Genomic DNA, 21282 nt, shown 5'->3' on the forward strand with positions numbered 1-21282 from the left:
CCGAACCGAGCCGAGCTGACGACATGACCTACGCCATCACCCAGACCTGCTGCAACGACGCCACCTGCGTCGCCGTGTGCCCGGTCAACTGCATCCACCCCACCCCGGAGGAACGGGCCTTCGGCAGCACGGAGATGCTGTACATCGACCCCCGGTCCTGTATCGACTGCGGAGCCTGCGCGGACGCCTGCCCGGTCGACGCGATCCACCCCGTGGACACTCTCTCCGGCGCACAGCAGGAGTACGCCGCCATCAACGCCGCGTACTTCGAGGACGAGGCGCCCCGCCCGGCCGGTGACAGCCCGAACTTCCACGCCTGGGGCGAGCCGTCCTTCGACCGCTCCCTGCCCTCCGACTTCGCGCCGATCCGGGTCGCGGTGGTCGGCACCGGCCCCGCGGGCATGTACGCCGCCGAGGACCTGCTGCTGCACACCAACGCCGAGGTGACGCTCGTCGACCGGCTGCCGGTCGCCGGCGGTCTCGTACGGTACGGGGTGGCACCGGACCACCCCGGCACCAAGAAGGTCGGCGGCACCTTCGCACGGTTCCACACGCACCCGCGGGTGCGGATGCACCTGGGCGTCGAGGTGGGCAGGGACATCACCGCGGAGGAGCTCGCCGCGCACCACGACGCGGTGATCTACGCCGTCGGAGCCTCCACCGACCGCCGCCTCGGGATACCGGGCGAGGACCTGCCCGGCAGCGTCTCCGCCACCACGTTCGTCGCCTGGTACAACGCCCACCCGGAGGTGGCGCCCGACGCGGTCGGTCTGTCCGCGGAGCGGGTGGTCGTCGTCGGCAACGGCAACGTGGCACTCGATGTCGCCCGGATCCTGGTCAGTGACCCGCAGTCGCTGGCCAGCACCGACATCGCCGACCACGCACTCGCCGCGCTGCGCGCCGGGACCGTGCGCGAGGTGGTGCTGCTCGGGCGCCGCGGCCCCGAGGACGCGGCCTGCACCCGGTCCGAACTGCTCGCACTCAAGCACCTGCCCGGGGTCGAACTCGTCGTCGACGACCACGATCCGCGGATCGGCGCGAGCATCGACGCCGCCGGGCCGAAGGACAGGGCAGGTGATCTGCGGGGAGTCACCCGCCGCCCGGTCGACTGGTCGCAGCCGCCCGCACCGGGCCGGCGGATCGTGTTCCGCTTCCACTCCGCGCCCGTGGCGGCGCTCGGCGACGGCCCGGTGCGCGCGGTGCGCGCCACGGGCGCCTCGGGCGAGCAGGAGATCACGGCGGGTCTGCTGCTGCGGGCCATCGGCTACCGGGGGACGCCGATCACCGGTCTGCCCTTCGACGAGGCCACCGGCACGGTCCCGCACGAAAGGGGCCGCGTGACGGGCCGGCCGGGGACGTACGTCGTGGGCTGGATCAAGCGCGGCCCGTCGGGCGGCATCGGCGCCAACCGCACCTGCGCCGCGGAGACGGTCGGCACGCTCCTCGACGACGCCGTCGCCGGTGCGCTGCCGGCGCCGACGCAACCGCCGAAGGCGTTCCGACGCCTCGTACGCAGCCGCAACCGTCACGTCGTCGACGCACGCGGCCTCGCGGCCATCGAGCGGGTCGAGACGGCCCGCGGCCGGGACGACGACAGACCGCGGGTCAAACTGGCCACGGTCCGCGAACTCGTGGGCGCGGCCAAGGGCGCCCGCCGACGGCTGCCGCGCTGAGGCAGCGGGTGCACGGAGGACGGCCGCGGAGGCCGCGGACCGATCATGCCGGCCGCCGTCGCCCGCGTCCGAGAGACCCGCCGGTGGATGCGACGAACCCTTCCGAGGCGACGAGGGGAAGCGGGCCGGTGTCCGAGGGCCCCGGGTGACTTCCGGTCGGCGTTACGGGCCCGCGACCGTTCGGCGGGAGGGAGCGGACGGCACGCGCCGGGATCACCGGTTCCCGGTGTGGTGCGCATGGGTGAGGTTCACTCCGCTGACTGGGTCGAAGACATGCATCCTGGACGTGTCCACCCACAGCTCCGCCTCCCTCCCCTCCCGTACCCGGGTCCCGCTGCTCAGCCGGGTGACGATCTGGTGACCGCCGCCCCCCGTCTCGCTGACCCCCGAATCCGCGGCGAGCTCCGCGAGTTCCGACGTCTGAGCGGGCTGCCACTCGTCCTCCGCGAAGTAGGCGTACACGTCCGACCCCAGGGACTCGACCACACCCACCGTCGCGGTGAAGGTCATGCCGGAGCGGCCGGGCTCCACCAGGCTCGCGTCCTCGAATGCCTCCGGGCGCAGGCCCACGATGAGGTCACGGGAGGCGTTCCGCCGCTCCAGCTCCCGCAGCAGGCCCGGCTCCAAGGACACTTCTCCGACACTCGTGTGCAGAGAGTTCTCCTCGAGCGTGGCGTGCAGGAAGTTCATCGCGGGCGAACCGATGAACCCGGCCACGAACAGATTCCGCGGCTCGTCGTACAGGTGCTGCGGTGTGCCGACCTGTTGCACCACCCCGCCGCGCATCACGACGACGCGATCCCCCAGCGTCATCGCCTCCGTCTGGTCGTGGGTGACGTAGACGGTGGTGGTGCCGAGGCGCTGCTGCAGACGGGAGATCTGGGTCCGCATCTGCACCCGGAGTTTGGCGTCCAGATTGGACAGCGGCTCGTCCATCAGGAACACCTTGGGGTCACGGACGATCGCGCGGCCCATCGCGACCCGCTGACGCTGGCCGCCCGACAGGTTGGCCGGTTTGCGGTCCAGATGCTCCGACAGATCGAGGATCCGCGCGGCCTCCTCCACCTTGGTGCGGATGACGGCCTTGTCCGTCTTCGCGAGGCGCAGCGCGAACCCCATGTTGTCGCGAACGCTCATGTGCGGGTACAACGCGTACGACTGGAACACCATGGCGATGTCGCGGTCCTTGGGCGCCTTGTCGTTGACGACCTGACCGCCGATCCGCAGCGTCCCCTCGGTGATGTCCTCGAGACCGGCGATCATGTTGAGCGTCGTCGACTTCCCGCAGCCCGACGGACCGACCAGGATCACGAACTCCCCGTCACCGACCTCGAGATTGACGTCCCGCACGGCCACGGCGCCATCCGGGTACTTCTTGGTGATGCCCTCGAGAACGATCTCGGCCACGGTCGCTACTCCCTTGTCCTGACGGCCGGCTGCTGCCGGTCAGCCCTTCACGGCGCCGGACGTGAGACCGGCGACGATGCGCCGCTGGAACAGCAGCACGAACACGATGATCGGAATGGTGATCACCACGGCCGCCGCGGCGATCGAGCCGGTGGGCTGGGCGAACTGGCTGCTCCCGGTGAAGAACGCGATCGCCGCCGGCACGGTCCGCGCTGCCGTCGTCGACGTCAGCGAGATCGCGAACAGGAAGTCGTTCCAGCAGAAGATGAAGACGAGGATCGCGGTCGTGAACACACCGGGCGCCGCCAGTGGGGCGATCACCAGCCGGAACGCCTGCGCGGGCGTGGCGCCGTCGACCTTCGCCGCCTTCTCGAGGTCCCACGGGATCTCGCGGAAGAAGGCCGAGAGCGTATAGATCGCGAGCGGGAGCGAGAACGTCATGTACGGGATGATCAGCCCCGGCCAGGTGTCGAAGATGCCCAGGAACCGTTCGATGTTGAACAGCGGCGAGACGAGCGAGATCGGTGGGAACATCGCGATCAGGAGCGACATCCCGATCAGCAGGCGCTTGCCGGGGAACCGCAGCCGCGCGACCGCGTACGCGGCCATCGTGCCCAGCACGACGGCGATGACCGTCGCGATCAGCGCGATGCCGATCGAGTTGACGAGCGCTCTGGTGAACTCCGAGGTGTCGAAGATTCCGCGGTAGTTCTCCCACGTCCACTTCGTCGGGAAGAAGTTGCCGTCCGTGATGGTGGACGGGTCCTTGAAGGAAAGGGCAACGATCCACCACACCGGGAACAGGGCGTAGGCGATGACGACGATGTTGGCGACCGCCCATCCGGTCGTGTGCCGCTTGCCCGCACCGGCCATCAGCGTGCCCCTTCCCGCGAGCCGGGGGCCGCGGCCCCGAAGAGTTTGACGAACACGAAGGCGATCACCGCCACGCACAGGAAGATGAGCACGGAGATCGCCGACCCGATGCCGAGGTTGAGCGCGGTGAACAGGTTGTCGTAGCCGAGGATCGACACCGAACCCGTGCCGTGGGCACCTCCTGTCAGGATGTAGATGTTGTCGAAGATCCTGAATGCGTCCAGTGTCCGGAAGAGCAGTGCCACCAGGATCGCCGGCTTCATCAGCGGCACCGTCACCAGTGCGAACCGCTGCCAGGAGCCAGCCCCGTCCACCTGTGCGGCGCGCAGCGTTTCCTCCGGCACCAGGGCCAGGCCGGCAAGGAGCAGCAGCGCCATGAACGGTGTGGTCTTCCATACCTCGGCCAGGATGATCAGACCGATCGCCGACCATTGTTCCGTCAGGGGCGCGTCGCCCGTCGGAAGGAGCGCCGCAAGATATCCGGTGCCCGGTGTCCACGCGTACTGCCATGAGTACGCGGCGACCACCGTCACGATCCCGTAAGGCACGAGGATCGCCGTCCGCACCGCCCCGCGGCCGAACAGTGTGCGGTGCATGACCAGCGCCAGTGCGAAGCCGAGTACCAGCTCCACGGCCACGGAGACCGCGGTGATGACGAGGGTGACCCAGAACGCCTCCCACCAGAATTCTGAGGACAGTACGGCACCGTAGTTGCTCAGACCGACGAATTCCGCGCGGCCCGGGAAGCGGAGGTCGTAGCGCTGCAGCGAGAGGTAGACGGCGTAGCCGATCGGGTACGCCGTGACCGCGAGCATGACGACGACGGCGGGTGCGCACAGCATCCAGCCCAGGCGCCTCTCCTGCCGTGCGCCCGCGGACAGGGCCTTCGCCGTGTCCGGCGGCGCGGCGGACTCTGTTGTGCCGGAGGCCGCGGGGGCCGGTCGGTTCACGGAATCACCCCCTTCGATTCGAGAGCGTCGCCGATCTGGGACGCGATGCGCTCGACGTCACTGCGCGGCGAGATCGCCGAGGGGGGCGAGAGCGTGTGCGAGACGGTGATGGAGACGTTCTGGTAGGCCGGGGTCTTGGGCCGGATGCTGGCGTTCTCGAGGGCGTCCAGCACCTCGGCGGCGAACGGGTAGTCCTCGACGAGTGCCGGGTCCGTGTACAACGAGCGCAGCGTGGGAGGCAGTCCTCCCTTGAGCGCCGCGGTGATCTGGTTCTGCCGGTTGCGCAGACACAGGGCGGCCTCGAAGGCGAGGTCGGGGTGGCGGGAGTACGCTCCCACCGCCAGATCGATGCCGCCGACGGTGGGCTTCGCCGGCCGTCCCGGATCCACACCGGGGTAGGGCGCCCAGCGGAAGTTCTTGAACAGGTCCGGCTTGTTCGCCTTCATCGACGGATACACGAACGGGTAGTTGAGTTCGAAGGCGGCGGTCCCGGACTCCATGGCCAGCCGGTTCTGGTCCTCCATCTGGTTCGGGAGTGACGGGTCGGCCGCCGGCGACCGGGCCAGGTCGCGCATGATGGTCGCCGCCCGGACGGCCGGGGGGCCGAGCGAGGGCTCGGTGGCGGCAGCGTTGAGGATGGAACCACCCGCGCTCTCCACCAGGGTGTTGAACCAGACCGTCAGCCCCTCGTACTGAGCTCCCTGGACCTCCACGTAGTGGGGTTTGCCCTGCCGGGCCAGGTCCCGGGCCATGGTGAGCATCTCGTCCCAGGTTTCGGGCGGCCTCGGCACGAGATCGGTGCGGTACCAGAGCAGTTGGGTGTTGGTGTTGTACGGGACGGCGTACAGCCTGCCCTTCCAGGTGGCGGTCTGCAGTGGCACCTCGAGGGTGCCCTCGGTGGCACGTCGGCGGTTCTCGCCGGTCCACGGCAGAATCCACTCGGCCTCTGCGAACTCGGCGGGCCAGGTCACGTCGAGCCCCATGATGTCGACGGTGTCGTCCTCCGCGGCGAGCCGGCGGACCAGTTGCTGACGCTGCCCGTCGGCGGTGCGCGGCAGCTTGTGGTACGAGATGCGGTACCGCCCCTCGGAGGCGCTGCTGCAGGAGGACGCCGCGCTCGCCAGGGCACCGGAGTCGTCGGGGAAGTTGTACCAGTTCAGGGTGACCGTGCCGGATGTCCCGGAGTCGCAGCCGCCGAGCAGCACCGCGATCAGGGGCAGGGCGGCGAGCGCCCTCAGGGTGCGGGAGGGGCGGCGCCCGGGGCGGCCCGTCCGGCGAACGCCGCGTGCGCAGAGGAGGTCGTGTGCCGCCACCGCTCGCCTCACGCGATCCACGCTCCTCGCATCGGTGCGTCCCGGCAGACATGGCCCGCAGGGCTCCCCTTCCACCGACCGTAGGCGCACGACGCACCGGCACGGGCCACCTGTCACGTGTCGTGGAGGGGCGCCACCCGTTCGGGCCCTTCGTTGCGGCTGCGCCTGCTCCGGCGCCGGACATCCGCGGCGGCGGCGCGATCGACGGCTTCTGCGGAACGGAGGTCCGGGTGGCCGTCGCCGGATTCGGCGCCCCGCGGCGGTAAGGGGAACGACCACCGTCCTGCGCAACGGGCCCCGGCCGGGCCTGGGAAGCGACGGCCGGTAGGTGTCTCGTACGGCGGGATGCGCCCGCGAGTCCGAAGACCTCCCCGCTGCTCGTGCGCCGACACCCGGAGGCGACCGGGGAGGAGGGCGGCGGCCGGGTCGAGGGCGCCTACGACTTGCTGACCGCCCTCATCGGCGTACGCGACGGACTCGCCACCGGCGGTTGCGCCCACCCCACAGCCGAAACCCGGTCAGCTCGACCGGTGAACACGTCACTCGGCGGGACGCCCTCCGCCGTCGGACGGTGTGCCGATCGGAGCACGCCTCTTCCCGGTCGCGGGAGTCTCTGCGGCCGAGTGACCCGTGCCGCCGGCGGTGTCACCCGGTCTCCGGCGGCACCGACCGGACACCGCTGTGACTGACGGTGAGTCAGGTGTGATGTGGGGAGCTGTTCCGAGAGGCCACGCTTCAGCGGTGTGTGGCGTGTCACAGACACCAAAGCCCCCTCAAGTTGCCTACGTCACAGCGGAAATATCCGTATATGTCCATGCTTGAAACGGACATCGGCCCCCAAAGTGGGGCCATCGGAAACCTTTTGGGCGCGCAGCCCGAAGTGACCCGTGACACAGCACTCGTGACATTCCTGCTTGTTCCCCTGAAAGGTGCCCCGCTATGGCCGCATACCTCTGTCCTCCTGCCGTGATACACGGCGAACACGCCGTGGAGACCAGCCAGATCGTGGCGGAGGTGCGGGACCGGCACCCGCACGCGGCGTGGGCGCCGCGGATCGACGGCATCGCGGCCGGCACGGGCATCGAGACCCGCGGGTGGATGCTGCCGCTGGAGGCCGCGGTCGCGCCCGGCAACGGCGGCGGCCTGCGGGCTGTCGACCTCGGGCCGGCCCAGGAAGCCCTGGCGGGCGACGGGTTCACCCAGCAGGACGTGGACCGCGTGATCGCCGCACTCGAGGAGATACCCGGGCCGCAGACCGTTCAGGAGCGCACCGCGCCCGCATGGGAGGCGGTGCGGTCCTACGGGGAGCGTGCGGCACGCGGAGCCCTGCAAATCGCCGGGCTGGACGCCACGGACATCGACTGCCTGATCACCAGTCACTCCACGACCCCGGCACTGCCGGGCCTCGACGTCGCCCTAGCCAACAAGCTTTCACTCCGGAACGACGTGATGCTGCTGCCGGCCACGCAGTGGGCCTGTGTCGCGGGAACCCGCTCCCTGGCGCTCGCGGCGGATCTCGTGGCGGCGGACCCCGACCGGGTCGTCCTGGTCGTGATCGCGGAGGCGCTGAGCACGACCTACCAGCCCGCGGACGACACTCTCGAGTCCCTGATCGTCCGGTTGCTCTTCGCGGACACCGCGGTCGCCGCGGTGGTCACGGGCCGCCCGCGGCGCGAGTCGGTGCTGCGGCTGGACGCCGCCTGGCACCACACCCTGCCGGGTACCCAAGACCTGCACCGCCTGGATACGCGGGCGGACGGCACGCACTTCGTGATGGACCGTCGGGGGCCGCGCGCCGTGCAGGAGACGGTCACCGCGATGTGGGAGTGGCTGCGCGTCCGCTACCAGGACGACCCCGGATCCTGGCACCCCGATGTGCTGCTGGCGCACCCCGGCGGGACCCGGGTGCTGGAGTACATGGAGCAGACGATGCCCGAGGCGTGGCCCTCGGGGCTGCTGGACTACAGCCGCGACAGCTACACCAGCGGCAACCGTGGAGGCGCCGCCGTGTTCGACATTGTGCGGCGGGCGCACGACGCCGGTCAGAAGCCGGGCGATCGCGCCGTCCTGTACGCGGCGGCACCGGGCCTCACCGCCACCGCTCTGGCAGGAGAGTGGCTGTAGTACGAGGCGGCGCCACCCGCCACAGCAAACGGACCGTCGGCATCACCGGCCCCGCCACCGGTGCCGGTCACGCCACCGGTGCCGGTCACGCCACCGGTGCCGGTGGCGGGGCACCGTCCGAACCGCGGGTGGCGCCGGGTGACGGTGGCGGTGCCGCGTGCCGGGCGCCGGTGCGGTGTACCCGGCGACGGTGCCGGGGCGCCGGGTACGCCGTCCACAGCCCTCGCCGCGCTCCCCATGGCCGTCGGCGCCCCCGCCCGGCAGCCGCATCCGCATCACCTCGCGACTTCTGCCCAGACCACCTTGCCGGTGTCCGTCCACCGCACCCCCCACCGGGTGGTGAGCCTGTGCACGATGTGCAGGCCACGACCGCCGTCGTCGAAGAGGCCGCCCCGGCCCAGACGTGGCCTGCCGTTGCCGGTGTCCCCCACCTCGCACAACAGGCCGTGACCGGTCCTGATCAGCCGTACCGTGATGGGGCCGGTGGCAAAGCGCACCGCGTTCGTGACCAGCTCGCTGACCAGCACCAGCGCGTTGTCCCGGGTGCTTTCCTTGGTGCGCCATTGCCGCAGCAGCGTGGAGACCTGCGCGCGGGCGCGGGCGGGGGCGTCGTAGCGGGCGGGCAGCCGCCAGGTCGCGGTGTCCCCCTCGCGGTAGCCGATCATCCGCGCGAGCAGCAGGGTCACATCGTCGCGCTGGCGACCGGGTGCCAGCGCGGAGACGACGTGCCGCGCGGCGTGCTGCAGGGCGTCCCAGGGGTGCACCCCGGACACGACGTCCGCCAGCCTGCCGATGCCCTCGTCGATGGACACGGCCGGATCCTCCACCAGACCGTCCGTGTACAGGGCGAGCAGGGAGCCCGGGGGTGCGACGAACGTGTGCACGTCGAACGGCTCCCGCAGCGCGAACTCGGCGCCCAGGCCGGGGTGCGGGCGGACCTCGAGCGGGCCCGCCCGCCCGTCCGGGGAGACCAGGACCGGAGGCAGGTGGCCGGCGCTGGACAGCGTCACACGGTGGCTGACCGGGTCGTAGAGGGCTATGCAGCAGGTCGACCCGAGGGCGCTGTAGCCGGCCGTCAGCCCGGACTCCGTGTCGTCCAGGAGCGTCACGGTTTCGTCCAGGTGCTCCAGCACCTCGTCGGGCCCGAGCCCGGCGGACAGCAGCGCGCGGGCCTCCATGCTCAGCTGGCCCATGGTTGCCGCGGCTCCCAGGCCGTGCCCGACGACGTCACCCACCACCAGGGCGGTACGGCCGTCCGGCAGCGGAAAGCTGTTCACCCAGTCGCCGCCGACGCCCGCGCTGTCGGGCGTGGCGGGCTGGTAGACACTGGCGATCTCGACGGTGTCGCCGCCGGTACGGGGCAGCAGCCGGCGCTGCAACGCGAGCACCTGCGTGTGCTCGCGCTGGTGCTGGCGGGCCAGGTCGACGTGATGGGCGGTCTTGGCCACCAGTTCCTGCAGGTCGAGCAGCTCGCTGTCGTGGAAGGGACGGTCCGCCCGGCGCCAGACCTCCGCCACGCCCAGCACGACGGGCGGTGCGCCGTCCAGGACCAGAGGTATGCATGCCACACCCGCCGACCGGTCGCCCGGCACCAGGGCGCGGATCACTCGTGGACTGCCGAGGACCCGCTCGACCGCCTCCCTGTCGGGTATGACGATGGCCTGCGGGGCGTCGTCCCGCCGTACCGCCTGCGCAAGCAGGCGACTCGCGTCGCTGGGAAGATCGTCGCCCGGAGTCACGTAGCCCTCGGGCCACGCCCGGTCCGGCACGAGGGCCGCCCGCCGTAGCCGGATGCGCCCCTGCCCCTGGCCGGTGACTCCCTCTCCCGTCCACACGGCGAAGTCGAGGTCGACGGCGGCCACGTCTCCCCAAGCCAGCAGGGACTGCGCCAGCGACTGCGCGGTGTCGCCGATGTCCAGGGAGGTGCCGATCGCGGTCTCGGCGGCGTACAGGTGCAGCCTCGTGGCCATGGCGATCACGGAGACGGTCAGGCCCTCCTGAGGCACCGCGGCGGGCAGGATGCTCAGTGAAGCCACCAGCTCCGACCCGTCGCCGCGCCGCAGGCGCTGGATCCGGGCGACGTGCGCCTCGCCCGTCTCCAGGACCTGCCGCAGCCGCCGTGTGACCGTCGGTACGTCCCCGGGAGGCAGGAGATCGACGAAGGCACTCCCGGCCACAGCGTCCAGACCCGCGAATACGGGGGCATCGAGATTGCAGCGGGTGACTCTCAGATCCCTGTTCAGGTTGACCGCGCCGAGAATCTGGTCCTGGCGGCCGTCTGCCGGACCGCCGGCTGGGCGTCGGTCGGCGGTGCGGTCGCCCCGGGCTTCGGCAGGACCGGCAGCCGCTACCGGTCCGCCGCGTGGGATGTAGCGCCCCAGGGCGCTGCTGACCATGTCGAACGGCGAAGAGGACGAGGGAGAGGATGTGGAATCCATGCGGCTCTCTCAGCAATCCCCGGCGTATCGCCGGGGCCGTACCCGGGTCCGTGCGACGGAGGTCACGAGATCCCCGGCCACACACCTCATTGAATAACATCGGGGGGCGCTTCGCCCACACCGGCGAATCGTGCGGCGAACGCAGACAGCGATGCAGTGCCGCGACCGGCGGGGGCGGCTTCCACGCCGTCGCACGGACCGGGCCGTCCGACCGGTCGACCGACCGCCGATATTACGTGCCGTAGGCAGCTGCCAGGAAGCTCAACCGCCCTGCCGGCCGGGTTGTCCCGGTCGGTGCCCGCCGGCCTCCGTCAGGGCAACGCCGCACAACCCCGAACCGGGCACCCCGCATGGTTCGTCGTCGGAAAGGCATGAACATGCCGGGATCTGCGCACAGACGCAGCTCAAGGCGCGGCAGAGGTCACGAACCGCCGGATTCGGGCAGTGCGGCGAGAAGCGCGTCGTGTTCCTGCTCGACGGCGGGCTCGCCGGAGGAGGGGAGCAGTTGCGGAATGCCGTCGATGATCGGATAGCGGCGGCGCAGGCGCGGGTTGTAGAGAGCGCCCCTGGTCTCGTCGAGGATCAGCGGACCCTTGTCGAGCGGGCAGGCGAGAATCTTCAGCAGCGGGTTGTCAGGCTTCATGTGCGCGATCCTTCGGAGGTGTGGGTGTCCGCGTCGTGTCGCGGCAGGGTGAGCAGGACCGTCAGGGCCAGCACGGTGCCGCCGAGACGCAGTAACAGCCGCAACGGGTCGTCGGGCAGCGGCTCGTCGAACGCGATCGTGCCGCTCACGATGGTGAACACGCAGGTCACCGTCGAGCACACCGGGACGATCAGCGACGCCCGGCAGCGCTGCAGGGCGGTCTGCGACAGCACCAGTCCGCTGACCCCTGTGAACAGCAGAAGGTACGGATAGGGGGAGGCGAGCAGGGCGGGAGCGGACCCCAGGAGGTCGGAGGTGTCCAGTTTCCCGGAGATGCCCTTGATGGCGAGCGAGCTGACCCCGTAGAGCAGACCGACCGCCACCGCGTAGGCCACTCCGGTGGTCGGCTGCCGGTGGCGCCGGCGGGCGCGCCGTTCCGCGGCCACGTACAGCAGCAGCCCCGCAGCGAGTGTCGGCACGCACAGTCCCAGCAGGATGCCCGCGGGAGCGCTGCGGCTGATCTCCTCGCTGGTCTCGTACAGCGAGGCCACGACCATCACCAGCGCCAGGCCGATGACAGCCACGGCACGCCGCTCACGCCCGGAGGGGCGCTCACCGAGCACGACCGACGAGAGCACCAGCAGGAGGACCAGCCCGGACAGGAACAAACCCTGGGCAGCGGCGATCGGCAGTGTGCGGTAGACGGCCAGCTGGGCGGCGAATCCCAGGGCCAGCGCCAGGGCCCCGCAGATCCACAAGGGCCTGGCGGCCAGCAGGAGCAGGACCCGGCCCGGCTGGGCGGCGCTCAGCGGCGGCATGCCGGCCAGCGCCCGCTTCTCCAGGACGAAGCCGGTGCTGTACAGGACATTCGCCACCAGCGCGGCGGCCACACCCCACACCACGGGCTACACCTTTCTCGCATGGACGAGGAGGATGGAGGCGAGGGACGGCAGCCCGCAGGCCAGGCGGTCCAGCGGGCGGAGCGGGCGCGGCACTCCGTGGAACGGCGCACCGGCGACCCTCACCACCTCGAACCCTGACGCCGCCACGAACTCACGCAGCGCGCGCATCGTGTACAGCCGCAGATGGCCCGCCACTTCGCGGCCCGGCCTGCCGTGGATGCGACGCAGGCTCACCTCTGAGAACACCGGCTGGACTCCGGCGAGCAGCAACCCTCGGTTGTACCAGGCGGCGAGGTTCGGTGTGGAGAGCATCAGATGCCCTCCGGGGCGCAGCACCCGGTGGAGTTCGTCAAGGGCGCTGTCGGGGTCGACGAGGTGCTCGATGACCTCGCTGAACAGCACGGCGTCCGCACTGCCGGAGGCGAAGGGAAGCCCACTGCCGGTCAGCTCGCCGCGGACGACCTGGCTCAGGCGCGGTGCAGCCCGGCGCAGTGCGTCCTGCGACCAGTCGATCCCCACGATGCGGTGCCCGGCCAGTGCGCGGGCGGCGATTGCGCCCGCCGAGCCGTCCCCGCAGCCCACGTCGAGCACGGTCGCGGCCGGGCGGCCGGGCCCCACGGGCCCGAGCGCATCGACCAGCATCCGGGCCTGGCGCAGTGTCCGGGCTTCCCCGGAGGCGACGGGAACGGTGGGGTTCTCGTAGAAGCCGCGCAGCCCGGGGACGGGCTTCGTCGGCGAAGAGACCGGCGCCTCGGGCCATGTCATGGCGGCGGAGCCGGTGGGTGAGGGGGTCATGATGGCCTCTTGCGGTTCTTGCAGGCGGAGCGTGCTCCACCCGATGACGGTTCCGGATGCGGTGCGTCGCGGCCGTACAGCCCGCCGGGGCGGCGCGGCTGCCTGCGGGTGCCGGGCGCGCCCGGCGTCCGCAGCGGTGGCGTCTCCTTCGGGAGCGTCGGCTTTTGGAGCATCGGCTTCCGGCGCAGACTCCTCAGCGTCCGCCCGGGACAGGGTGACCTCTGACGTCGCTGAAAGAGACTGGTGGAACAAGTCGGCCAGGTGCGCGCCCGCCGCGTCACCGAGCAGCGCCCGCGACCAGCGCAGCGTCACATGCAGCCGCCCGCCGGTGGAAGCCGCCGCAACACTCAGCCCGCGCGGCATCCGCGCCGGTGCGGAGAACCACACGGCCGTCGCCCGGCCGGCGTCGCCGAAGTCGAGGGCGTACGGCACGCGTCCGATGTTGGTGACCAGCGTCGTCGACGTCCAGGGCGCCGCGGCCCGCCGCGCGCCACGGGTGAGCGCGCCCCGGACCCCGACCGGCAGCGGCCGGGCGGTCAACAGGCTCGCGCCGGTCCCCAGTGGCGCACCGTGGGAGGACTTGAGCTCGCGGGTCCGCCCAGCGGTGGTGCGCAGCAACCGGCCCACGGCTGCCCGGTCCGGCCGCTCACCGAGCAGCAGGTCCGTGTCACGCGGGTCCTCGGAGGTCATGTCCACTTCGACGAGCCGCGTTCCGTTCCCCATCGGCATCTCCCTGCCGCGCGGGCGGTCGTCGACGGGCATGGTGATCCGCACCGGACCGGCCGGCCGCCCCTGCGAGACGTTCCAGCGGCCCACCATCAGTGACGCGGCGACCAGCAGTTGGTCGTTGACGGTCCAGGGAGAGGAGCCCCCGGTCTGTGGCGCACACCCCGGAACAGGTAGTTCCGCTTGCAGCATGCCGTTGCCCACGGCACCGGCGCGCACCGGCGCGGGGCGGGAGTCCGGCGCGATCCGTACGGGCCGCGCCCACACCGCACCGCCGGTGCCGCCGGTCGCGCTCGGGGCCCGACCCGAGCGGCCCGGCCGAACCGGCCCGGGGGCCGGGAGGGCGGCCACGCCGGCGTACTGTTCAGCCGTCGTGGCGAGCACCCTCAGCCCCGAGGGGGCGTCGAGCGCCGTGTGATGCATCGTCAGCAGCAGCACGGTCCCGTTGTGCGAAGGCCCACCGCCCACCGACGGCTCACCGGCGGCCGTTTCCCCGTGGACCTCGACGACTTCCAGGCGCATCGGCGGCGACAGGGTGAGCGACGGGCATTGCGTCAGGGCCCGGGCCCGGGCCTGTGCCAACGCACCGGGCCCCCGTCCCGCGAAGCTCACCGGGTCGCCGTCCGGTTCGCCGGTCAGCTCCCACGCGAAGAACTGCCGGTGTCCGCGGCCGGGCACTTCCCGCATCAACACCCTCGGATGGGTCAGCAGTGCCCGCCGGAACGCGGACCGCAGCCGGGCCGGGTCCAGCCGTCCGGGGAGGTGGACCTCGACGTGCACGGTCTCCGGTTCGTCGTCACTGAGGCAGTGCCGCGAGACCTCATCGGTGGTCGGAAAGGGAATCCGGGCCCCGCCGGGAGGGGTTGCGGTCCCCCGCCCGGCGGTGGTCCAGAGCGAGATCACGCGGGTTCACCGCCTCCCGGCTGCCGGCGGGGCGGCTCGGGCCGGTCCCCTTCGTCGGTGCTTGCCTGCCGGGCCGTGACCACCGGTCCGGCTTCCGGCGCGTCGGGACCGTCGTCGTCTTCACGCCCGACGGTCGCGGGCGCCGGGCTTGCCGCCGTCACCAGGGCGGCAGACAGGGCCACCAGTGCCAGTGCCTGCGCGAAGCCGCTGAACGCGCCTTGCCCGACGGCGGCCGGCTCCCCGGCGCCGACGGCCGCGACGATGCCGGCTCCGGCCATCGCAGCCGCCGCGGTCGGCACCAGAACGGCCGGCCGGAACCGCGCCGCCACGGCGAGTACGGGCACCACCAGGGCCAGCGGGCCCGCCGCCACCGCGACGACCGCGGTCAGCGCCAGCGTCCCGAGCACCATCCCCGGTGCCGCCGGCTCGGGCGGCTGCTCGTCGGTTCCGCCGGCGTTGCGCCTGCGGCCCACGAAGGCGAGGGCGGCGAGCGCGACGAGCGCGATCGCGCCGCCGATCAAGGCTGCCCGGTACGGCCCGGAGGGCTCGAACTCCAGGTGCACCGTGCCGGACGCCCCCGCCGGGATCAGCCATGCCTGCTGCCAGCCGTCGAGACGCACCGGTTCCAGTTCCGTGCCGTCCAGGGTGGCCTTCCAGCCGTCGTTGGCGTTCTCGTAGGTCTGCAGGTACGTGGCCTCGCCGGAGCCGGCCGACACCGAGACGGTCCGGCTGTCGTCGGTCCACCTGGTGACGGTTGCCTCGCGACCGGCCGCTCCCGCCATCTCCTGCGGAGTGCCCCGGGTCAGCGTGACGTCGGTGATCGCCAGCGGGCCCGCGTCACCCGCCTCCACCGCGTGGTCGCCGGGCGGAAGTTCCAGGGTGCCGTCCTTCTCCTCCCCTGCGCAGAGTGCGACGGTGACGGGACGCCGCTCGGTGAGGTCCCGGACGAATCCGGAGGCTTCCGTCTTGTGCAGGACACCGCCGACAGCAAGGTCCGGTCCCTCACCGCACGGCAGCGAGAAGCGTGCGGACGGCTTCGGACGTGGCACCCGCAGATCGGCCAGTGCGGGAACATGCACCTCACTCAGCCCGACCGGCAGCTGCAACTGCGCGTCCGCCACCGGATTGTGGACGGTGAGCGGGGCGACCCTGCTGATGACGATGTCGAGCCGGTTCGTCTCGATCTCCGGGAAGCGGACCCGCCCGTTCTCGTCCACGTCAGCCATCGCGGCGCCGTGTGGGGAGCTGATCATCACCTGCTCCGGCCGGGTGGACACCCCACCCGCCGACGCGAGGATGATCTCGTCGATCTTCTCCTTCTTGGGCCAGCTCAGGTGGACGACCGGCCGGTCGCCCGCGATCCAGGCGGTCGTCAGATCGCCGTCGACCAGGTTGCGGGCACTGAGTGACATGCCGTTGCGGCTGGTGGAGTCCACGGAGGCCGTCACCCGGTTCTTCGATCCGGGAGCCGAACGGTCGAGCAGCTCGTCCAACGGGCCGCCGGGAACGGCGACGGCTCGCGCCGACACCTTGTACTCGCCCGTTTCCTGGGTGCTGAATCGCCGGTGCAGTCCCACCTCGGCCGATGCCGGCGACAAGCCGCCCGCGTCGGTGCCGCGGTGCAGGGAGTACACGCTCGCCGCCGCGTCGGTGCGCTCCGCGTCGGCAGGCAGCGCCAGCAAGCGCGTCACCTGCACGTCCGGGATCGACACCTCGGAGAAGCCGGCCCCGGACAGGCCCGGCCGCGCCTGTTGCGCGGCAACGATGCTGATCTTCATCCAGGATGCCTCGCCGGACGGCGCCTTGACGGTCTGCGGCAGACCGTTCGTCTGCAGCGGGCTTTCGGCCGAACCCCGGTCGGTCTCGATCCGCACCCGCGTGGGCGCCGCGCGCATGCCGTCGCCCGGCAGGGGCGTCAGCTGGAGGGAGGCGGGGATGTCGGTCGGCCGGGAGAAGTCCACTTTCAGCCACTGTCCGACCGGCTTGCCCGGACTGCCCTCGGCCCACGCGGTGTCCGGGTTCCCGTCGAACGCGTTCGCCGGGTCGTACTGCGGCAGGTGGAACAGCCAGTTGCCGCTGCTGGAAGCCGTCACGGACTCGGCGCCGCGCAGCACCGCCGTCGTCTGATGGTCGGTGCCCTTCGACGGCAGGATCTGCTTGGGCTCCTCGCCCGGGTTCTGCAGGCTGCCGGAGTGGTTGCGCTCCTTGGCGGTGTACGTGTACGAGGTGTTGTTGTTGACCAGGCCGAACCGGGTGTCGGCTCGCCGCAGCCCGTCCGCGACTGCCTTCACCGGCGGGATGACGCCCTGGGGAAGTCTGTCCCCGGCCAGTACGGCCGGCCGGTCGGTCATCGAGGGATCGGCGGACAGCTGGAGCAGCGCCTCTGGTCCGCCACTGACCACGGCCGTGTCGGCCACGGCCGACACACCGACCCTGCCGGGCCGCGTGTCGCGGTCCTGCGGCTGATAGATCTCCACGGCCTGGAGCCGCGGATAGAGCCCCTGCACCTGTAGCGGGGTGTCCGGGCCGATGCGCCCGGCGGTCACCAGCGGGCCGAACGCGGCGACCTTGCGGTAGCCGGACGACTCCAGGGTCCGCTTGACCGTCTGCGGCGGGACGTATCCGATCTGGTCGGGGTCGAGGTCGTTGCGGACGACCACCTCGTGCATGCCGGCCCGTGCCAGGTACGCCTGCAGTCCCGGAACCTCGGTACCGGACAGCAGCGCCTGCTCGACGGCGTCCGTCACACGGCGTGAGCCGGGTGTACCGAAGGGGACGAAGTCGCGCTGTGCCCAGGGGGTTTCGGCCAGCACGTCGAACGGCTGGTCGATGGGGGAACCCCAGGTGTAGATGCCGTGCGCCGTCGCCGGTACGACCAGTGCCCGGCTCTCCGGGGCGTTGTCCCCCAGCCAGTCGGCGGCCTTCTCCCAGTGGGTGGGCAATTTGGTGAACGCCCCGGGCTGCAGGATCGAGCCGTTGACGTACGGCCATGCCAGACCCGGCAGTACCAGCACCGCCACGGCCGCAGGCGCCCAGCGGCGACCGGGAAGTGTGCGAGAACTTCTGCTCACGGACAGCGCGGCCGTCAGGTGGGCCAGGCCGAGGGCGAGCGCGAGGGCCAGCCCCGGCTGGAACTTGTAGATGTTGCGGAACGGCCTCAGCGGTCCGTCCAACCAGTCCTGGACGACACCGTGGAACGGACCGCCGAACGCGCCGCCGTACCCGGCGAGCGTGATCAGGGCGACGGCCAGGACGGTCAGCAGCAGCCAGCGGCGCTCCGGCAGGTCCCGGCGGGCAAGGCCGGCCAGCCCCAGCGCCGCGGCGAACGCCGAACCGAGGATGGTGACGACGGAGGTCGCGACGGTCCAGCCGGCCGGCAGCCATGCCTCACCGAAGTTCAGGTAGGCCACCCAGTTACCGGCTCCGCGCAGCAGCTCGGTCGCGGACATGGTGGCGGTGGTGGTGTCGGCCTGCTCGACGTACGGCATGAAGTTCTCGCCGTAGACGCCGAGCAGGAGCAACGGCACCACCCACCACACGGTGGCCAGCACGACGCCCGGTATCCACCAGCCGAGCAGCGCGCGCCGGCGCCGGCCGGGCGGGCGGCTGAGGAGGTACAGACCCACGGGCAGCAGCGCGGCCAGCGTCGAGGCGGCGTTCACCCCGCCCATGAAGGGGATCAGCAGGGCCGAACGTGCCGCAGCCGTCCGGGGGCTCAGTGCCGCGGAGGTCAACGGCAGCAGCACCCAGGGCAGCAGGGCACCGGGCAGCGCGGCGGCGGAGGTCGATCCGATGACGATCGTGAAGGTGGGCCACAGCGCGTACACAACAGCCCCGAGCAGCCGGGTCGCGGGTGTACCCACGCGCAGCCGTTCGGCGAGCCTGAGTGCGCCCCAGAAGGCGACGGTCACGATGACCGACAGCCAGAGCCGCTCGGCCAGCCATACCGGCACCTGCAGGAAGTCCATGAACGCGTAGTAGGGCAGCGCCGGGAAGGCGTAGCCGATGTACTGGTTGGCTATACCGCCGAGGCCCACGTTGCCGTTCCACAGCGAACCGAGGTCGCCGAGGAAGCGCTGGGGATCGAGGGCGACGCCGAGTTTGGTCTCGAACGTCATCTTCCCCGGGGACACCGCGAGGAAGCACACCAGCACGACGGCCCAGAAGCCGAACAGCAGGCGTCGTCCGCGCGGTTCCCCGGACGCCCCGGACGGCGTCGGGCCGGGCTGCGGCACCCGGGTGGGCGCCTGGACCGTAGTGGTCATGACCGTTCCTCGCTTCGCTTGCTCATGGGCTTCGCCTGAGAATCAGCAGCAGATTCCAGGTGGCGATCTCGCGGAGGCCCGGCACCCGGGTGATCATGCTCGCGAGGAACGGCCAGTAACGGGACCGCGCCGTGACGACCTGCACGTCGTCGCGGCCGCGGACATGCCGCAGGGTGGGACCTATGTGGACGGGAAAGAGGTTCTCGCCGACGGTGTGCTTGGCCTCGCGGCCGGTGCGCCGTTCGTAGCGCGCGCGGGCCCGGTCGGCCCCGAGGTAGTGCCACGGCGCGCTCTCGTGACCTCCCCAGGGGGAGAGCCAGTTGGTGAACGACAGGTAGATCAGTCCGCCGGGACGGGTGACCCGCGCCATCTCGCTGATGAACGTCTGCGGGTCCGCCACGTGCTCCAGCACGTTGGACGAGAAGCACACGTCGGCCGCACCGTCGGCGAGCGGCAGCAGATAGCCGTCGGCGAGCACCGCGTCCTCGGTGACCGGGCCACGGGCGCTCAACTCCCGCAGGTCGGGCTCGAAGAGGTAGCTCTGCGCGCCACGGCGGCGAAACTCCTCCGTGAAGTAGCCGCTGCCGCCGCCGATGTCGACGACGATCTTGCCGGACAGGTCGATGTGGCGTGCCACTTGCGCGACCGAGTCACGGGCCAGCAGGGTGTAACACCGCTCGGGATCGCTCTGCTCGCGCATGAACGCCCGGAAGAGGGCGGCCGATCGCTTCAGCGACGGATCCTTGAAGGCGCGTTCGGTGATCTCAGGCATGGCCGCTCATCTGCCGCGTCTCGCGGCGGTGGCGAGCGCCGCGGCCTCGGCGGCGACCGCCTGGAACTGACGGACCGTAGCGCTCCAGCGGAAGCGCTCGGCGCGATGCGCTGCGGCACGTCCCATGGCTGCGCGCCGGTCGGAACTGAGGGACAGGGCGCACCACGCGGCGGCGAACGAACTCTCGCCACGGGCCAGCACGCCGGTCTCTCCGTCCTCGATGGAGTCGCACAGGCCGGGTATGTCGAAACCGATCGCGGGGGTGGCCCGCGCGGCTGCCTCGGTCACCACCAGCCCCCAGCCCTCGACGAGGGAGGGGTGCAGCAGCAGCCACGCCTCGCACATCAGCCGGTGCTTCTCGGCCTCCGGCACCCGGCCGGCGAACGTCACGCCGGGGCCGGCCATGGCTTCCAGCCGCTCCCGTTCGGGGCCGTCGCCCACGATGACGAGCCGGCCGCCGGTGACGGGGCGGACCCGCTCCCACAGCCGTAGGAGCAGGTCGATGCGCTTGTACTCCACCAGCCGGCCGACGGCCAGGAACAGCGGTTCCTTCGCCTCGGGCAGCAGCGGGCCGGGGTCCTCGACGCCGTTGTTGACGATCCGGATGCGGTCCGCGGCCACGCCGATGCCGCGCAGCTCGGAGGCGGTCGACTCGGAGACGGCCACCATCAGGTTGTCGCGGTGGGTGCCGGACAGCGCCCAGTGCTCCAGCCTGCGGCCGAGCCGGGCCGCCGGGCCCGGGTAACGCATCTGCCAGAGATCAGTGTGCACGTGGTTGACCAGGCACAACGTTGGTCCGCGGTGCCACAACGGCGCCAGGTACGGCATGCCGTTGCACACTTCGACCAGGAGGTCGCAGTCGCCCACCTCGCGGGCGAAGGTCGTCCTGGCGCGCAGGAAGTGACTCGCGTCACTTCCTGCGGAGACCACCCGGTAGTGGCGCTCGGCGGCCGGGCCGCCGCATACGAGCGTGACCTCGTGGCCGCCGGCGGTCAGACCGTCGGCTATCCGGTCGATGAGCAGTTCCGAGCCGCCGGCGGCCTGGTTGCCCAGGTCACGGCGGGCGAGGAAGGTGATCCGGCGCGGCAGAGGTGCCAGGGTGGATGCGACGTACGGGTCGGCGGCGAGCGAGTCGGTGACTCGGCTGCCGGTGCGGGCTTGAGCGGGGACGGGGACGGAGTCCTTCTGACCGGAGGTCAGAGCGGAGGCGCGCTGGGGCATAGAGGTGCTCCAACTCGGCGGCTGCGGGGGGCAGGCGGATGAGGGATTGCCGGGCTTCCGGGGTGAAGCGCTGGGCTGGCTGGTTGTGCGGGTACTGCGGTAGCGGACCTGGATGGGCGGTCGGTTTGTCGGCGCCGGGCCGGCTGCGGGCTCTTGGGGTTGGGAGCCGACTCGAATCGGAAACACTTGGCCTACTCAGGGGTAACGTCAGTGTTCGTTCAGCGACTCGTTCCGGCTACGCTCGCCGGTGACAAGTTCCGGACATTCGGCAACCCGT

The 21282-nt window shown here is 71.5% G+C and carries 13 protein-coding genes; 2 read left to right on the plus strand and 11 right to left on the minus strand.

The window, feature by feature from the left end:
* Positions 1 to 23 precede the first annotated feature (23 nt).
* The gene (locus tag AB0903_RS15135; RefSeq protein ID WP_366702783.1) at positions 24 to 1673 is read left to right on the plus strand and encodes an FAD-dependent oxidoreductase; all 1650 of its coding nucleotides are present in this window, start codon (positions 24 to 26) and stop codon (positions 1671 to 1673) included.
* A 213-nt stretch (positions 1674 to 1886) separates the two neighbouring features.
* On the opposite strand, the gene ugpC is transcribed toward AB0903_RS15135, so the two are convergent.
* The 4 genes from ugpC to AB0903_RS15155 form a co-directional block, all read right to left on the minus strand.
* Positions 1887 to 3080: a sn-glycerol-3-phosphate ABC transporter ATP-binding protein UgpC gene (gene ugpC / locus AB0903_RS15140; protein WP_366702785.1), complete on the minus strand. Its 1194-nt coding sequence runs from the start codon at positions 3078 to 3080 to the stop codon at positions 1887 to 1889.
* A gap of 39 nt (positions 3081 to 3119) precedes the next feature.
* Positions 3120 to 3953 carry a carbohydrate ABC transporter permease gene (locus tag AB0903_RS15145; protein ID WP_366702787.1) on the minus strand — a complete coding sequence of 278 codons (834 nt, stop codon included), beginning with the start codon at positions 3951 to 3953 and terminating at the stop codon, positions 3120 to 3122.
* Entirely contained in the window at positions 3953 to 4795 is an 843-nt protein-coding gene (locus AB0903_RS15150) for a sugar ABC transporter permease (RefSeq protein ID WP_366702847.1), read from the minus strand. Before AB0903_RS15150 ends, AB0903_RS15145 begins: the two co-directional genes overlap by 1 nt.
* 104 nt (positions 4796 to 4899) lie before the next feature.
* On the minus strand, positions 4900 to 6228 hold the full coding sequence (locus AB0903_RS15155; protein WP_366702789.1) for an ABC transporter substrate-binding protein: 1329 nt from the start codon (positions 6226 to 6228) through the stop codon (positions 4900 to 4902).
* Between the two features lie 927 nt (positions 6229 to 7155).
* Between AB0903_RS15155 and AB0903_RS15160 the strand changes: the two genes are divergently transcribed.
* Positions 7156 to 8340: a type III polyketide synthase gene (locus AB0903_RS15160; protein ID WP_366702790.1), complete on the plus strand. Its 1185-nt coding sequence runs from the start codon at positions 7156 to 7158 to the stop codon at positions 8338 to 8340.
* A 275-nt stretch (positions 8341 to 8615) separates the two neighbouring features.
* On the opposite strand, the gene AB0903_RS15165 is transcribed toward AB0903_RS15160, so the two are convergent.
* From AB0903_RS15165 to AB0903_RS15195, 7 genes are all read right to left on the minus strand, one after another.
* Positions 8616 to 10778: a SpoIIE family protein phosphatase gene (locus AB0903_RS15165; protein ID WP_366702792.1), complete on the minus strand. Its 2163-nt coding sequence runs from the start codon at positions 10776 to 10778 to the stop codon at positions 8616 to 8618.
* A 421-nt stretch (positions 10779 to 11199) separates the two neighbouring features.
* A complete protein-coding gene (locus tag AB0903_RS15170) occupies positions 11200 to 11421 on the minus strand; it encodes a Trm112 family protein (RefSeq protein WP_366702794.1) in 222 nt (73 codons plus the stop codon).
* Complete coding sequence (locus AB0903_RS15175; RefSeq protein WP_366702796.1) at positions 11418 to 12323, minus strand: DMT family transporter; 906 nt, start codon at positions 12321 to 12323, stop codon at positions 11418 to 11420. Before AB0903_RS15175 ends, AB0903_RS15170 begins: the two co-directional genes overlap by 4 nt.
* A 3-nt stretch (positions 12324 to 12326) precedes the next feature.
* Positions 12327 to 13088 (minus strand): class I SAM-dependent methyltransferase, encoded by a 762-nt coding sequence (locus AB0903_RS15180; RefSeq protein WP_366702849.1) that lies wholly within the window; start codon positions 13086 to 13088, stop codon positions 12327 to 12329.
* A 1655-nt stretch (positions 13089 to 14743) separates the two neighbouring features.
* On the minus strand, positions 14744 to 19012 hold the full coding sequence (locus tag AB0903_RS15185; RefSeq protein ID WP_366702798.1) for an alpha-(1->3)-arabinofuranosyltransferase family protein: 4269 nt from the start codon (positions 19010 to 19012) through the stop codon (positions 14744 to 14746).
* 22 nt (positions 19013 to 19034) lie between these two features.
* Entirely contained in the window at positions 19035 to 19784 is a 750-nt protein-coding gene (locus AB0903_RS15190) for a class I SAM-dependent methyltransferase (RefSeq protein WP_366702800.1), read from the minus strand.
* 6 nt (positions 19785 to 19790) lie between these two features.
* The gene (locus tag AB0903_RS15195; protein WP_366702802.1) at positions 19791 to 21005 is read right to left on the minus strand and encodes a glycosyltransferase family 4 protein; all 1215 of its coding nucleotides are present in this window, start codon (positions 21003 to 21005) and stop codon (positions 19791 to 19793) included.
* Between the last annotated feature and the right edge of the window lie 277 nt (positions 21006 to 21282).

The sequence above is a fragment of the Streptomyces sp. NPDC048389 genome, assembly GCF_040706335.1.
Taxonomy (GTDB): domain Bacteria; phylum Actinomycetota; class Actinomycetes; order Streptomycetales; family Streptomycetaceae; genus Streptomyces.